This window comes from Devosia sp. LC5, assembly GCF_000735585.1.
GTDB lineage: Bacteria > Pseudomonadota > Alphaproteobacteria > Rhizobiales > Devosiaceae > Devosia.
Genome location: NZ_JNNO01000001.1, coordinates 28,417 through 43,331 on the forward strand (window position 1 = coordinate 28,417; position 14,915 = coordinate 43,331).

Below are 14,915 nucleotides of genomic sequence, written 5' to 3' on the forward strand. Positions count from 1 at the left end.
GTTCAGAAAAGGGTTCAACGTCATGGCGAAATCCGGGCGCAAAGCGGGCTTCGAAGCCCTTGGCAAGCTCAAGAAGCGCCTGGCTGACCAGCCCATGCGCGTGCAGTTCGCAGTCGATCCCAACCGATTCAAACGCTATTCGGCTACCGGCGCGGGCATCCTGCTGGACTATTCCAAGAACCGCATCGACGAAGACGTCATGGCCGCCCTGTTCGACCTGGCGCGCGCCGCCGGGGTGGAGGAGCGCCGCGACGAGATGTGCGAAGGCGAGCATATCAACATCACCGAGGATCGCGCGGTGATGCATATGGCTCTGAGGTATCAGGGCGATCATCCGGTGCCGGTCGACGGCAAGGATGTCATGCCCGATATCCGCGCCGTGCTGGCCCACATCGAGAGCTTCAGCAACGCCGTCCGCAATGGCGAAATCCGTGGCCAGAGCGGCGAGCAATTCACCGACGTGGTCAATATCGGCATCGGCGGCTCGGACCTGGGCCCCGCCATGGTGACGCTGGCGCTCGAGCCCTATACCCGTGCCGATCTGCGCGCCCATTACGTCTCCAATGTCGATGGCGCCCATATCCACGATATTCTCAAGCGCCTCGACCCCAAAAAGACGCTGTTTATCGTTGCCTCCAAGACCTTTACCACCGACGAGACGATGACCAATGCGGGTTCGGCCCGCAAGTGGATTGCCGACGCGTTGGGTGACGCTGCCGTAGCCGATCACTTCGCCGCCGTCTCGACCAATATTGCGGCCTGCCAGACATTTGGCATTCGCGAAGACCGCATTTTCGGGTTCTGGGATTGGGTCGGCGGCCGTTATTCGGTGTGGTCCGCCATCGGCCTGCCGATTGCGCTCGCCGTCGGTTACGACAATTTTGCCGCCTTCCTTAAGGGTGCCGACGCCATGGACCGGCACTTCCTCAGCACGCCGCTGGAGGAAAACCTGCCGGTTATCATGGGCCTGCTGGGTGTCTGGTATCGCAATGTCTGGGGCTTCTCGACCCATGCCGTGCTGCCCTATGACCAGCGTTTGAGCCGCTTTGCTGCCTATCTGCAGCAGCAGGATATGGAATCGAACGGCAAGTCGGTGACGCTGGCCGGTAAGCCCGTCGCCTGGTCCACCGGCCCCATCGTCTGGGGCGAGCCGGGCACCAATGGCCAGCACGCTTTCTACCAGCTGATCCACCAGGGCACTGACGTCATTCCGGCCGATTTCCTGATCGCCGCCCGGCCGCATGAAAGCCTGCCGCCGCATCACGACAAGCTCGTCGCCAATGTCCTCGCGCAGTCCGAAGCGCTGATGCTGGGCAAGACCGAGGAAGAGGTCGTGGCCGAACTCAAGGCCCAGGGCCTCGATAAAGCCGCGATCAAGGAGCTGGCTCCGCATAAGGTATTCCCCGGCAACCGCCCGTCCAATACCCTGTTCTATCAGCAGCTTACGCCGGAAACGCTGGGCTCGCTGGTGGCGCTTTACGAGCACAAAGTGTTCACCCAGGGCGTCATCTGGAACGTCAATTCCTATGACCAATGGGGCGTGGAACTGGGCAAGCAGCTGGCCAAGGCGCTGCTGCCCAAGGTCGAAGGCAAGGAAAGCGGGGAGGGGCATGACAGCTCCACCCAGGGACTGCTAGCCTATTACCTATCCAACAAGGGCTAGACGTTTGACGATTACCACCGAAGAGCAGCTCGAACGCCTCAAGGCCATCGGTCGCATTTGTGCCATCACCCGAGACGCCATGGCCGCCGCCATGCGTCCGGGCATGACCACGGCCGAGCTCGACGAGTTCGGCGCAAGGCTGCTGGCCGAGCATGGCGCACGCTCGGCGCCGATGATCACCTATGATTTCCCCGGCGCCACCTGCATTTCGGTCAATGAGGAAATCGCCCATGGCATTCCGGGCGAAAGGGTGCTGCGTGAGGGCGATCTGGTCAATATCGACGTCTCGGCCGAAAAAGACGGTGTCTTCGCTGATACCGGCGCCTCCTTTGTGCTGGGCGTTGGCGACAAGCGGCTCGATGCGCTCTGCCGGGATGGCAAGAAGGCCATGTGGACCGGCATCCGCGCCGTCAAGGCCGGCGCGCCGCTGGCCGATATCGGTGAGGCCATCGGCAAGTTCGCCAAAAAGGGCGGCTATACACTGATACGGAACCTGGCCAGCCATGGCGTGGGCGATAGCCTGCATGACGAGCCCGGCGAAATTGCCACCTGGCCCGACAAGACCGAGCGCCGCCGGATGAATAATGGCCTGGTGTTCACCATCGAGCCCTTCCTGTCGCTGGGCGGCAAGATGGCCGATCAGAAATCGGACGACGATGAATGGACGCTGGTCAGCACCCCATCGGCCCCCTGTGTGCAATATGAGCACACCGTGGTGGCGACGCCGCGTGGCGCCGTCGTGGTGACGCTGGCGGCTTAGGCCTAAAGCGCCACCAGCACCATCGGCCCGAGCAGCACCAGGGCGATGGCGATAACGAAGCGCAGATTGCCCAATTGGCGCAGGGTGGGGACGCTGAGCAGGGTCGAAAGCACCCAGAAGCCGGCCAGCACGATCAAGACCGGCGTCAGTGGCGACAGCGAGAAGGCGGTGCCTTCGGTGAGCTGCAGATAGGCCATGTGTCCGCCGACAAAGCCCAATAGCGCGGTGATCACCACGGTTACGGCCTTGGAGACGATCAGCAGCGCCATGTCGATCGTGTTGCTGGCGATGAACAATGCCAGCCCGGTCGCGGTGAGATGAACGGCAGCCAGCGTCGTGAACAGGCGATTGTCGGCCAGCAGCGGCACGATCTCCGGCGGCGCGCGCAGCGGCAGCGAGCCGACCATTGGCAGGTTGGCGCCATACTGAGCCAGCAACAGGATGGCATAGAGCATCACCAGCGTGCCGACCGCAAAGGTCAGTGCGGTCACGGCCAGCACCTTGAGTAGATCGAGACTACCTTGCGACACGGGCACGATCCGGGTGATGAAGAAGGGAGATGGTATGCCGGGAGGGGGTCGAACCCTCGACCATTCGATTAAAAGTCGAATGCTCTACCACTGAGCTACCGGCACAGACCGAAACGGCCAACGCCATCGGCGTTGCGGCGGAACATAGCCAGACGGCTTGCGCTGTCAACCGCAATTGCGCCACTTCCCGCCTCAGTTGGGGAGAGGTGAGCCGGTAAACGGCATTGGTGTGCACGAAATCGATACGGTTTCCAGCCGTGTGCAGAGCGCCCGAGCCGCGGAAATGTCGGCTATAGGGCCGACAACTAGCCGCTTTTCGTCGCTGTCCAATTGATCCGCCAGACGCGGTCCAAGCCCGAGCAACAGCGGGCCGACCTTGGTGGATATGTCGGTCCAGGCCAGGTTTGCGTCACCAGCAGCGATGCCCGGACCTACCGCGATGCCGAAAGCCACGATGGCCGAGCTATCGATGCTGGCGGTTTTGACCGGGTCGGGCAGGGCCTGAACAACGGGCGGCAGCGCCTGGGGCATGGGCTGCTGGCTGACTTTGATCGAGCCGCCTTCAGCCGGGAGGAGTATGGCTTGGCCGTCGCCAATGGACGAGGTCAAGGTGCTGCGGTCGATATTGGCACTGTCCGGCACGGCCTCGAGCAGGCGGGGAATGCTGACTTCGAGTGCGCCGACGCGGCGCGTGACCTCGCCGCCCGATTGCTCCTGCAGGGAAAACCGGGTCAGCAGGGTGGCGTTTTCCGTTTTGAGGCGCAGGGTTTCGCTGCGCAATTGGGCCACATCGCTGCGCAATTGCTCGACGGAAGCGCCCTCAATGCGGGTCTTGTGCAGGCCTGCCAGCAGGCTTGGCGGGATGATTGCCGACACATTGGCGCTGAACACGGCGACGCCGCCAATCATCACCGCCACAAGTCCCCAAGTGGTGACATCCGATTGCCGGAATTGTTCCGATGCGTTAGCCAATGCCGCCACCCCGCGACGCAGTCGAATCAAGTCTTGCGCCGAATATTACAATGCCGCCCCTGTTATCGGTTCGCCAACTCTTGCGTGCCATAAATTTGTGAAAATCGGCGAAGAGAAGATCGTGCCTCGGAGAACGCGCCATGACTGAATTGCTGTCGATCATTCTTGCCGCGGGCGAAGGCACCCGCATGCGATCGACAACGCCCAAGGTTTTGCACCCCGTCGGGGGGATGCCGATCGTCGGGCATGTGGCGCGGGCTGCGCGCGAAGCCGGTTCGAGCAGGATCGCGCTGGTGACCGGTCCCCGGCATGAGCAGATCCGCAAGGCGGTGTCGGCCATGGACCCGGCGATCGAGCATTTCGAGCAGACGATTGCCAAGGGCACCGCGCACGCCGCCTCCATGGCTCGCGCAGCGTTTGAGACCGCCAAAGGCTATATTGCCGTGGTTTACGGCGATCATCCGCTGCTGCGCGGCAACAATTTCCGCGTGGTGCTGGACCGGCTCGATGCAGGGCTCGATGTGGCGATACTGGGCTTTGAGCCCAAGGACCCGAGTGGCTATGGCCGCTTCATCACCGATGGCGAAACGCTGTTGGCGATCCGCGAGCATAAGGACGCGACCGACGAAGAACGCCGCATCCGCCTCTGCAATGCCTGCATTCTGGCCTTCCGCGCCGAGGTGTTCCGCGACCTGATCGACAAGGTCGAGAACAACAACGCCCAGAGCGAATACTATCTCACCGACCTGGTTGGACTTGCCAATGCCGCCGGCAAGAAGGTCGGCTATGGCGTGGCGCCGGAAAACGACGTCATGGGCGTCAATGATCGCAGCCAATTGGCACGGGCCGAGGGTCTGTTCCAGGAGGTTCGGCGCGAAGACTTCATGAAGGCCGGCGTGACGCTCAAGGACCCCAAAAGCGTCTGGTTTTCCTATGACACCGAAATTGCCAGCGACGTGACGATCGAGCCCAATGTGGTGTTCGGCCCGGGCGTGGTGATCGAGCAGGGCGCGGTGATCCATGCCTTCAGCCATATCGAAGGCGCTCATGTCGGCCGCAATGCCTCAGTCGGCCCCTTTGCCCGGCTGCGGCCGGAAGCCGATCTGGGCGAGGACGTAAAGGTCGGCAATTTCGTCGAGGTCAAGAAGGCCAGGATCGGCAAGGGCGCCAAGATCAGCCATCTGAGCTATATCGGGGACGCTACGGTCGGGGCTGAGGTCAATATCGGCGCTGGCGTCATCACCGTGAATTATGATGGCTACAACAAGCATCAGACGATCATCGGTGACAATGCCTTTATCGGCTCCAATTCGTCCCTCGTCGCGCCAGTGAGCATTGGCGCCGGGGCGCTGGTCGCCAGCGGCAGTGTGATTACCGAGGATGTCGAGGCCGATGCCCTGGCGCTGGGGCGCGCCCGGCAGGCGGCAAAGCCGGGCCGTGCAAAAGAGATTTTCGCCAAGGCTGCGGCCAAGAAGCAGTCGAAGAAGGGATAAGACCATGTGCGGCATTGTTGGTATCGTCGGCAGCGAGCCGGTCGCCGGTCGTCTCGTCGATGCGCTCAAGCGCCTCGAATATCGCGGCTATGACAGCGCCGGTGTCGCCACGCTCGAACATGGCGCTATCAGCCGTCGCCGGGCCGAGGGCAAGCTGGGCAATCTGGCGCAAAAGCTGGCTTTTGAGCCGCTCGACGGGCGGATCGGCATCGGCCATACCCGCTGGGCCACCCATGGCGCGCCGACCGAGTTGAATGCCCATCCGCACGCCACCGAGCGCGTCGCAGTGGTGCATAACGGCATTATCGAGAATTTCCGCGAAATGCTGGCCGACCTCGCCAAGGACGGCTATCTGCCCAAGACGCAGACCGATACGGAATCGGTAGCGCTCTGGGTCAGCCGCGAATTGGCCAATGGCGCCGATCCCGAACTGGCCGTGGCGCACACGCTCAAAAAACTCAAGGGCGCCTTCGCGCTGGCCTTCCTGTTCAAGGGCGAGGAAAGCCTGCTCATCGCCGCCCGCCACGGCGCGCCACTGGCCATCGGCTATGGCACGGCGGAAATGTATCTGGGCTCGGACGCCATGGCGCTAGCCCCGTTCACCTCCCGGCTGACCTATCTCGAAGATGGCGATTGGGCAGTGATCACGCCCACCGGCGTCACCATCCGCGATGGTCTCGACGCCATCGTGCAGCGCGAGCAGCAGATTTCGCAGACCTCGGCGCTGATGGTGGACAAGGGCAACCACCGCCATTTCATGGCCAAGGAAATCTACGAGCAGCCCGAGACGATTTCGCACACGCTCAGCCATTATGTGGATATGGGCGCCGAACGGGTCGCTATCCGCGAGACGCTGCCCTTTGACTTTGCCGATCTGACCCGGCTGACCATCAGCGCCTGCGGTACGGCCTATTTCGCTGGCGCGGTAGCAAAATACTGGTTCGAGCGCTATGCGCGCCTGCCGGTGGACATCGATGTGGCGTCCGAATTCCGCTATCGCGAACCGCCGCTGGAAAAGGGCGGGCTATCGCTGTTCATCTCCCAGTCCGGCGAAACCGCCGACACGCTGGCTGCTCTACGCTATTGCGCGGGGCAGGGGCAGCACGTGGCCTCGCTGGTCAATACGCTCGAATCCACCATTGCCCGCGAATCCGGCGTGGTCTTCCCCATTCTGTGCGGCCCCGAAATCGGCGTTGCCTCGACCAAGGCCCTCACCGCCCAACTCACCGCCCTCGCCAGTCTCGCCATCGCGGCCGGTCGTGCCCGCGGCGTGCTGAGCGTCGAGAAGGAAACCGAGCTGGTGCGCTCGCTGGTCGAACTGCCGGCGGCCGTGTCGGCAGCACTGGGCGCTGAAAGCCAGATCATGGATATCGGCAAGCGCCTCTCCAAGGCCAAGGACGTGCTTTATCTCGGCCGTGGCCCGATGTTCCCCATCGCCATGGAAGGCGCGCTGAAGCTAAAGGAAATCAGCTACATCCACGCCGAAGGTTATGCAGCAGGTGAACTCAAGCATGGTCCGATCGCACTGGTCGATGAAGCCATGCCGGTGATTGTCGTCGCCCCCTCCGACGAGCTGGTCGACAAGACCCTCTCCAACATGCAGGAAGTCTCGGCCCGTGGCGGCAAGATCATCCTGATCACCGATGCTGAAGGCGCCGAGCATGTCGGCCACGGCGTTGCCGATATCATCCTCATCCCGCATGTGCACAGCTTCGTGGCCCCCATCCTGGCGACGATCCCGGTGCAATTGCTGGCCTACCACACGGCTGTATTCATGGGCACGGACGTTGACCAGCCGAGGAACTTGGCGAAATCGGTGACGGTGGAATAGGGGCTAGCTGATCAACTCGACATCGTAGCCGAGCGCTTCGGCGCCGGCTGCAAAACGTTTGTCGAAGGTGCAAAGCGTGGCCTCCGTCATGCTGGCAATAGCCAGGTGAATGGCGTCGCCGGGTCGGATACCAGCCTGATGGGCATCGCAAATTTCCGTCGCCAACGCGAAGTGACGCAAATCGAGCGAGATGATCGTGGCAACCGGCAGCCATGCCTCACGATATTCCTCCAAGGCGTTTAGGCGCTCGATAGATGTGATGCGGCCCATGCGCAACTTGCGCGACAGCGCGCCGCTCAGTTCGACATCCACCCACGGGCTGCTGACGATTTCATCGTCGTTCAGGACGGCCAGCCACAATAAAGCGCGGCCGGACGTCTCCTCCGGGACCAGTGCTGAGACGAAAACAGACGTGTCGATGTATTTCATCAGTAGCGGTCGTCGTCTTTCCACTCGCTGATCGCTTCGTCGGCCGGCTGCGGAGGCGAGGTAAATTTGGCTTGATGTCGGCGGAGGCGCTCAATGTCGAGCTTTTTGGTTGGCCGCTGCATGGGGGAGATCACGGCCACAACCTTACCACGCTTGCTGATCTCGATCGTTGCACCGGCCTCGACCTCGGCGACCAATTCGCTCAGATGCGCCTTGGCTTCCGCCAACCCTACCTGTCTCATTGAAACCTCCTGACCAGATAGTTGGTCATATATCATGACCAACTCAAGGAGGCAAAGTCAGCCCGCCCGTATCAGCGGGATCGCCAGGTCTCTCCTGAACAGATAGAGCGCGGTTCGTGCCGCATCGCCTTCCGGCCCGGTTAGGCCGGGATTGCGGGCCAATAGCGCCTTGGCGTCGTCATGGGCATAATCGATGAGATGGCGGTGAACATCCGCTACCGCGAGGCGGTAGCCGGGCATGCCGGATTGTCTCGTGCCGAGCACATCGCCCTGGCCGCGCAGTTCCAGGTCGCGTTCGGCGATTTCGAAGCCGTCTTCGGTGGATTTGATCGTGTCGAGGCGTGCCTTGGCGGTTTCGCTGAGCGGGTCCTTGTAGAGCAGGAGGCATGCCGAGCGCACCGAACCGCGCCCGACGCGACCGCGGAGCTGGTGGAGCTGCGCCAGACCGAAGCGCTCGGCATGTTCGATGATCATGATCGAGGCGTTGGGGACGTCGACTCCCACTTCGATCACCGTGGTGGCTACCAAGAGCTTCAATTCATTGGCCGAAAAGCGCTGCATAACCTCCTGCTTGGCGGCGGCGCTCATGCGGCCATGCACCAGCGCGACCTGATCGCCAAACACTTTCTGCAACTCGGCAAAGCGGTCCTCGGCGGAGACGACGTCGAGATGCTCGCTTTCCTCGACCAGCGGGCACACCCAGAAGGCCTGCGCGCCCTCGGCGAGGCGTGCCTGGAGACGGGCAATGACGCGGCCATAGTCGCCAATGGACAGCACGGCGGTGTCGATAGGCTGGCGTCCTCGCGGCTTTTCCCGCAGCACGCTGACGGCCATGTCGCCGAAATGGGTGAGTACGAGCGTGCGCGGAATGGGCGTGGCGGTCATCACTAGCAAGTCGGTATGGCGGCCCTTGTCGGAGAGCGCGAGGCGTTGATGCACGCCGAACCGGTGCTGTTCATCGACGACAGTCAGACCCAGATTGTGGAATTCGACGCCGCTTTGAAACAGGGCATGCGTGCCCACCACAATGGTGGTTTCGCCGCTGGCGATGCGCCCGAGAATGGCGCGGCGCTCGCCGGCCGGCATCTTGCCGGTCAAGAGTTCGCAGCCAAGCCCCGCCATATCGCAGAGCGGCTTGAGCGTCTTGAAATGCTGGGTGGCGAGGATTTCGGTGGGCGCCATCAGTGTCGATTGCGCGCCGCCCTCGGCCACCGCCGCCATGGCCATCAGAGCCACGACGGTTTTGCCAGAACCGACATCGCCCTGCAGCAGCCGCGACATGCGATCGGGCGAAGCAAGGTCGGCGCGGATTTCGCTTACCGCCTGTTGCTGCCCCTCGGTCAAGGAGAAGGGCAGGGCATGGGCGACCCGCTCGGTGATTTCGCCAGTGAAGACGCGCGCAATGCCGCGCGCGGCGGTCATAGTCGAGCGGATGAGTTGCAGCGTGAGCTGGCCGGCAAAATATTCGTCATAGGCCAGCCGCATGCGGGCTGGGCTCCAAAGCTCGGCCTCGGCAGGTTGTTCGGGCAAATGTACCGAGCGCATAGCCTCGATAAAGCTCGGCCATTTGTTCTTTGCCAGGGTTTCCGGGTCGATCCATTCCGGCAGTTGGGGTACGCTATCCACGACCTGCCGCACCAGTTTGGCTAGCGCCTTGGAACTCAGCCCTTGGGTCAGCGGATAGACCGGTTCAACCAGCGGGAGCGTCGCAAACTTGTCCGGTTCCACCACGTAATCAGGGTGGGTGATCTGCTTTTCACCGTTGAAGAAGCCGATCTGCCCGGAGACGAACCTCTCTTCGCCAATGGGCAGCGCCTTTTCCACCCAGCCGCCCTGGGCGCGGAAGAATACGAGCTGGATATCGCCGGTATCGTCATGGGCGAACACCCGATGGGGCACATGCGGCTTGCCGCGCGGCGGGGGCTGGTGGCGATCGACATGCAGGCGCAGCGTCACGATCTGGTTGAGATAGGCCTCGGCAATGCCGACCTGCCGGCGGCGATCCACCACGCCGCTGGGCATATGCATCAAGATGTCCAGCGCAATGGCTTCCTGCCCCTCGGGCGCCCCGAAAAACCGTGTCAGCAGCGCAGCCAATTTGTCGCCAACACCCTTGATGGCGTGCAGCGAGCGGAACAGCGGCGATAGGCTTTCAGGGCGGGACACGATTCGATGAGCCTCTTTGGACCCTGAAACTAGCGTTCGGCGGCAGGCCCGTCACCCCACCGGCATTGATGGCTGACAAGCTGGCTCATTCCGCGTAAACAGAGGGGAACAAATCGGGAAGTTTGGAATCATGGCGCAGCAAAACGCAGCCGGTGAAGACATTGCTATGCGCCGCAAGAAAATCCGCTATCGGGCATGGCACCGCGGCACGCGGGAAATGGACCTCGTGCTGGGGCCATTTGCCGACGAGCATACCGAGAGCATGGAGGAGGCCGAGCTGGATCGGCTTGAGACGCTGATGGCGGAAGAAGATCCTCATCTGCTCAAATGGGTCATGGGGCAGGAAGTGCCGCCGGAAAGTGTTGATGTCGCGTTGCTCGATCGGGTGATCGCAGAGCACAAGGCGCGCGTGTCCAAATGAATGAAGTCGTGCCGCTGCGGCCTACGCGTACCATTTCCAATGTGCCCGATGGCATGCAGCCCATGGTGCTGTCGCGCCTGGTGGAACAGCGGCTGAGCGCTGCGCCGGACGATGCGGCGAGCATTGTCTTTGTGGCGCGCGACGGGCGGCGGCTGCAACGGATGGCCGATATCATCACCGCCATGCTGCCCGGCCACACCATCCTGACGCTGCCGGCCTGGGATTGCCTGCCCTATGATCGGGTGTCGCCCAACAATGTCACCATTGCCGCGCGGATGAATACGCTGGCGGCGCTGACTTCGGGCGCGGCCAAGGGCGCTATCGTGCTGACGGCCGTCAATGCGCTGATCCAGAAGGTGCCGCCGCGCGATGTGGTGGAAACCATGTCGTTTTCGGCCGTCTCCGGGCGCATCGTCGAGAGCGAGAAGCTGATTGGCTGGGCAGCCAGGAATGGCTATCTGCGTGTGCCGACCGTGCGGGAATCGGGCGAATATGCGGTGCGCGGCGGGCTGGTCGATCTGTTCCCGGCCAGCGCCGAAGCGCCGCTGCGTTTTGATTTCTTCGGTAGCCAGCTCGAATCGATCCGCAGCTTCGATCCCGATAGCCAGCGCACGACGGGCACGCTCAAGCGTGTTGATCTGACCCCGATGAGCGAAGTCGTACTCAACGAGGAAACCATCCGCCGCTTCCGCCAGAATTATACGGCGAGCTTTGGCGGCAACACGGTCGATGACACGCTCTATGCCTCGGTCAGCGGCGGTTCGCGTTATTCGGGCACCGAGCACTGGCTGCCTTTCTTCTACGACCATCTCGATACGCTGGCCGACTATGTTGGCGATGCGCCCTTCGTGTTCGACGAGCAGGCGGCCGAGGCCTATGCCGACCGCGTGACGCAGGTGCGCGATTATTACGAGGCCCGCGAGGCCGCGCGGATCTTGCCGGTGGTTGCCGGGGCAGGGGCGCCCTATAAGCCGGTAAAGCCTGAGCTGCTGTATGCTGTCGATCAGCATCCCTATGCGCTGGCTGGCGCCTCGGTGGTCCAGTTCAGCCAATTCCTCGCGCCCGGCGCCAAAGCCAGTGACGACGCGGGTGGCCGTATCGCGCCCAGCTTTGCCGCAGAGCGGCAGGCGACCGACACCAATCTGTTCCAGGCGGTGGTCGACCGGTTGCTGGCCGAGCGCCGCAACGGCCGCCGGGCCGTCGTCGCCTGCTGGAGTACGGGCACGCGCGACCGCATGGTGCAGGTACTCAAGGACCATGGCCTGACCAATGCGCGGCTGGCGGAAAACTGGCGCGATGCCGAGACGACGAGCGCCGCGACGACCTCGCTGGTCGTGCTGCCGCTCGAAACCGGCTTTGAAACCAAGGACATGCTGCTGCTCTCCGAGCAGGACATTCTGGGCGAGCGCATCCTGCGGCCGCAGCGCAAGAAGAAGGCCAGCGACGCGCTGACCGAGGCGGCAAGCCTTGCTGCGGGTGATTTGGTGGTTCACGTCGATCATGGTATCGGCCGTTTCCTCGGCCTCAAGGTGATCGAGGCGGGCGGGGCGCCGCATGAATGCGTCGAGCTCGAATATGGCGGCGATACCAAGCTCTATCTGCCGGTCGAAAATATCGAGCTGCTGACCCGCTATGGGTCCGACGATGCCAATGCGACGCTCGACAAGCTGGGCGGCGTGGCCTGGCAGGCCAAGAAGGGCCGGCTCAAGAAGCGCATCCGCGAAATGGCGGAACAGCTCATCAAGATCGCTGCCGCGCGCCTGCTTACGCGGGCCGATGTGGTCGAGATCAGCCCGGGCGCCTATGACGAATTCGCCGCCCGCTTCCCCTATGAGGAAACCGAAGACCAGATGGCCGCCATCGAGGCGGTGTTCGATGACGTCACTTCGGGCCGCGTGATGGACCGGCTGGTCTGCGGCGACGTGGGCTTCGGCAAGACAGAAGTGGCGCTGCGCGCGGCCTTTGCTGTGGCGCTCTCGGGCAAGCAGGTGGCCGTTGTCGTACCGACGACGTTGCTGGCGCGCCAGCATTTCAAGACGTTTTCGGAGCGCTTTGCTGGCCTGCCGGTGCGGGTGCGTCACGCCTCGCGCATGGTGAGCGCCGCCGAGCTCAAGGCCACCAAGGAAGGCTTGTCCGATGGGCAGGTCGATATCGTGGTGGGCACCCATGCCTTGCTCAGCAAGACCATCAAATTCAAGGATCTGGGCCTGCTGATTATCGACGAAGAGCAGCATTTCGGCGTGGGTCACAAGGAGCGCCTCAAGGAACTCAAGGCCAATGTTCACGTGCTGACGCTGACGGCCACGCCAATTCCGCGCACGCTGCAACTGGCGCTGACCGGGGTGCGGGACCTGTCGCTGCTGGCGACCCCGCCAGTCGACCGGCTGGCCATCCGCACCTTCATCTCGCCCTTCGACGCGCTCTCGATCCGCGAAGCGCTACTGCGCGAGAAATATCGTGGCGGGCAGAGCTTCTATGTCGTGCCGCGCATCAAGGACCAGCACGAGATCGCGGACTTCCTCAAGGCGCAGGTGCCTGAAGTCAGCTTTGTGATCGCCAATGGGCAGATGCCGCCAGGCGAGCTCGACGACATCATGAATGCCTTCTACGACAACAAGTTCGACGTGTTGGTCGCCACCACTATCGTCGAGTCGGGGCTCGATATTCCCAATGCCAATACGCTGATCGTGCATCGCGCCGATCATTTCGGGCTGGCGCAGCTGTATCAGATCCGTGGCCGAATCGGCCGGGCCAAGGCGCGCGCCTATGCGCTGTTCACCGTGCCCTCTGACAAGAAATTGACCGATACGGCCGAACGGCGGCTGGGCGTGCTGCAATCATTGGAAAGCCTGGGTGCCGGGTTCCAACTGGCCAGCCACGACCTGGACATTCGCGGGGCAGGGAACCTCTTGGGGGACGAGCAATCGGGCCATATCCGCGAGGTTGGCTATGAGCTGTATCAGGCCATGCTGGAAGAGGCGGTCGCCAATCTCAAGAATGGCGACGAGGACTACGAGGACAAGAACGAGTGGAGCCCGCAGATTTCTCTGGGCATGCCCGTGATGATTCCCGAACATTATGTGCCCGACCTGCAATTGCGCATGCAGCTCTACCGGCGCCTGGGCGATCTGACCGATATTCGCGATATCGACGCGGCTGGCGCCGAATTGATCGACCGTTTCGGCCCATTGCCGGAAGAGGTCGAGGCGCTGCTCAAGGTGATCCTGGTCAAGGCTTTGTGCCGCCAGGCCAATGTCGAAAAGGTCGATGCCGGCCCCAAGGGCGCGGTTATCACCCTGCGTAACAACGAATTTCCCAATCCTGCGGCGCTGGTCCGGCTGGTTTCCGACCCGGCCAATCAGGTCCGTATCAAGCCCGATCAGAAGCTGGTATTCGCCCGCAACTGGCCTACGCCCGACGCGCGCCTCAAGGGCGCCGCGGCAATCCTGTCGCGCATGGCGAAACTGGCCGAAAATGCGGCCTGATCAAGTCCTTGTTATGAGGGGTGGCCATAATGCTTTGGCAATGACAATCGGTCATGTTATTGCCCGATTTCAGCACTTGAAGGGCAGTTCTATTTTCATGGTGACAGAACGTCGCCGGGACCGCCAAGGAAGCCAAGGATATTCTATGAAGTTCAGGAAACCCCTCGTCGCCGGTTTTGCGGCGGCCGCGCTGATGCTGTCCCCGTTGTCGGCTTTCGCCCAGGAAACCACGCCGCCGGCTGCTCCTGCCGCTGAGGCACCCGCCGCTCCGGCCGATGGTGCTGCCGCTCCCGCTGCCACGCCTGCCGGCGTGACGAGCCAGAACTGGCTCAAGGTTTGCGATCCGCTGCCCGATGGGCAGAAGGCCTGCATCATGCGCCAGGTCGTGCTGGCCAATGGCCAGTTCCTCGGCTCGTTCCTGCTGCGCGACGATCCGGGCCAGGAAAGCCGGCTTCTTGCGGTCGCAGCTGTCCCCCTCGGCGTGTTGCTGCCGTTCGGCCTGACCTGGCAGATCGATGGCGCCAAGCCGATCCGCGTGCCCTATATGCTGTGCGACCCCACCTCGTGCGCCACCCAGCTGGTGATCAACGAACAGTATGTGAACTCGCTCAAGAAGGGCGGCACGCTCAAGCTGACCGCCAAGAACCGCCAGAACGAAGATCTCACCATCGAGATCAACCTGGCTGGTTTCACCGCCACCTATGATGGCGACGCTGCGCTGACCTTCGACCAGTTCCGCCAGGAAACCAGTGGCTCCAATGCTCTCGAGCAGGTGCTGCAGGATCGCGCCGAAGAACTGCGCAAGCAGCTCAATGGCGAGACGCCGCCGGCTGAAGGGGCAACCCCACCGGCAGAAGGCGCAGCGCCGGCTACGCCGTAAGCGCAAGCTCAAGAATAGAGATTTGAAGGGCGCGGGAAACCGC

The 14,915-nt window shown here is 62.6% G+C and carries 12 protein-coding genes and 1 tRNA gene; 7 read left to right on the forward strand and 6 right to left on the reverse strand.

From position 1 onward, the window contains the following. Positions 1-22: 22 nt before the first annotated feature. Positions 23-1,663, forward strand: a complete 1,641-nt coding sequence (gene pgi / locus FF80_RS00140; protein ID WP_035096636.1) for a glucose-6-phosphate isomerase — start codon at positions 23-25, stop codon at positions 1,661-1,663. Between the two features lie 4 nt (positions 1,664-1,667). Next, positions 1,668-2,423: a type I methionyl aminopeptidase gene (gene map, locus FF80_RS00145; protein ID WP_035096637.1), complete on the forward strand. Its 756-nt coding sequence runs from the start codon at positions 1,668-1,670 to the stop codon at positions 2,421-2,423. A 2-nt stretch (positions 2,424-2,425) separates the two neighbouring features. On the opposite strand, the gene FF80_RS21210 is transcribed toward map, so the two are convergent. The 3 genes from FF80_RS21210 to FF80_RS00160 form a co-directional block, all read right to left on the reverse strand. Continuing rightward, a complete protein-coding gene (locus FF80_RS21210; RefSeq protein ID WP_081917090.1) occupies positions 2,426-2,953 on the reverse strand; it encodes a hypothetical protein in 528 nt (175 codons plus the stop codon). 30 nt (positions 2,954-2,983) lie between these two features. Then, positions 2,984-3,058: transfer RNA gene (locus tag FF80_RS00155), tRNA-Lys, on the reverse strand. 87 nt (positions 3,059-3,145) lie between these two features. Further along, positions 3,146-3,955, reverse strand: coding sequence for a hypothetical protein (locus FF80_RS00160; protein WP_152558209.1), 810 nt, complete (start codon positions 3,953-3,955; stop codon positions 3,146-3,148). A gap of 110 nt (positions 3,956-4,065) precedes the next feature. On the opposite strand from FF80_RS00160, the gene glmU reads away from it, so the two are divergent. Together glmU and glmS are read left to right on the forward strand one after the other, a co-directional pair. Beyond that, entirely contained in the window at positions 4,066-5,418 is a 1,353-nt protein-coding gene (gene glmU / locus FF80_RS00165) for a bifunctional UDP-N-acetylglucosamine diphosphorylase/glucosamine-1-phosphate N-acetyltransferase GlmU (protein ID WP_035096642.1), read from the forward strand. A gap of 4 nt (positions 5,419-5,422) precedes the next feature. Next, positions 5,423-7,249 carry a glutamine--fructose-6-phosphate transaminase (isomerizing) gene (gene glmS, locus FF80_RS00170; protein WP_035096644.1) on the forward strand — a complete coding sequence of 609 codons (1,827 nt, stop codon included), beginning with the start codon at positions 5,423-5,425 and terminating at the stop codon, positions 7,247-7,249. A 3-nt stretch (positions 7,250-7,252) separates the two neighbouring features. Here glmS and FF80_RS00175 read toward each other — a convergent pair whose 3' ends face one another. Genes FF80_RS00175 through recG form a run of 3 tightly spaced genes read right to left on the reverse strand, consistent with a single transcriptional unit; the run spans position 7,253 to position 10,086 of the window. After that, positions 7,253-7,678, reverse strand: a complete 426-nt coding sequence (locus FF80_RS00175) for a type II toxin-antitoxin system VapC family toxin (protein ID WP_052153006.1) — start codon at positions 7,676-7,678, stop codon at positions 7,253-7,255. Next, entirely contained in the window at positions 7,678-7,956 is a 279-nt protein-coding gene (locus FF80_RS00180) for a type II toxin-antitoxin system prevent-host-death family antitoxin (protein ID WP_348270312.1), read from the reverse strand. The genes FF80_RS00175 and FF80_RS00180 overlap by 1 nt, the downstream gene beginning before the upstream one ends. Before the next feature lie 21 nt (positions 7,957-7,977). Then, complete coding sequence (gene recG / locus FF80_RS00185) at positions 7,978-10,086, reverse strand: ATP-dependent DNA helicase RecG (protein ID WP_035096648.1); 2,109 nt, start codon at positions 10,084-10,086, stop codon at positions 7,978-7,980. Positions 10,087-10,216: 130 nt separating this feature from the next. Here recG and FF80_RS00190 point away from each other — a divergent pair, with 130 nt between their 5' ends. The 3 genes from FF80_RS00190 to FF80_RS20740 all read left to right on the forward strand — a co-directional run bounded on the left by FF80_RS00190 (position 10,217) and on the right by FF80_RS20740 (position 14,872). Further along, positions 10,217-10,507: a succinate dehydrogenase assembly factor 2 gene (locus FF80_RS00190; RefSeq protein ID WP_035096649.1), complete on the forward strand. Its 291-nt coding sequence runs from the start codon at positions 10,217-10,219 to the stop codon at positions 10,505-10,507. After that, positions 10,504-13,992 carry a transcription-repair coupling factor gene (mfd, locus tag FF80_RS00195; RefSeq protein ID WP_035096650.1) on the forward strand — a complete coding sequence of 1,163 codons (3,489 nt, stop codon included), beginning with the start codon at positions 10,504-10,506 and terminating at the stop codon, positions 13,990-13,992. Before FF80_RS00190 ends, mfd begins: the two co-directional genes overlap by 4 nt. Positions 13,993-14,137: 145 nt before the next feature. Further along, on the forward strand, positions 14,138-14,872 hold the full coding sequence (locus FF80_RS20740) for an invasion-associated locus B family protein (protein ID WP_052153007.1): 735 nt from the start codon (positions 14,138-14,140) through the stop codon (positions 14,870-14,872). Positions 14,873-14,915 lie beyond the last annotated feature (43 nt).

Coding starts and splice junctions, on each gene's coding strand:
- pgi (WP_035096636.1), top strand. CDS start 23: ATGGCGAAATCCGGGCGCAAAGCGGGCTTCGAAGCCCTTGGCAAGCTC.
- glmU (WP_035096642.1), top strand. CDS start 4,066: ATGACTGAATTGCTGTCGATCATTCTTGCCGCGGGCGAAGGCACCCGC.
- glmS (WP_035096644.1), top strand. CDS start 5,423: ATGTGCGGCATTGTTGGTATCGTCGGCAGCGAGCCGGTCGCCGGTCGT.
- FF80_RS00175 (WP_052153006.1), bottom strand. CDS start 7,678: ATGAAATACATCGACACGTCTGTTTTCGTCTCAGCACTGGTCCCGGAG.
- FF80_RS00180 (WP_348270312.1), bottom strand. CDS start 7,956: ATGATATATGACCAACTATCTGGTCAGGAGGTTTCAATGAGACAGGTA.
- FF80_RS00190 (WP_035096649.1), top strand. CDS start 10,217: ATGGCGCAGCAAAACGCAGCCGGTGAAGACATTGCTATGCGCCGCAAG.
- mfd (WP_035096650.1), top strand. CDS start 10,504: ATGAATGAAGTCGTGCCGCTGCGGCCTACGCGTACCATTTCCAATGTG.
- FF80_RS20740 (WP_052153007.1), top strand. CDS start 14,138: ATGAAGTTCAGGAAACCCCTCGTCGCCGGTTTTGCGGCGGCCGCGCTG.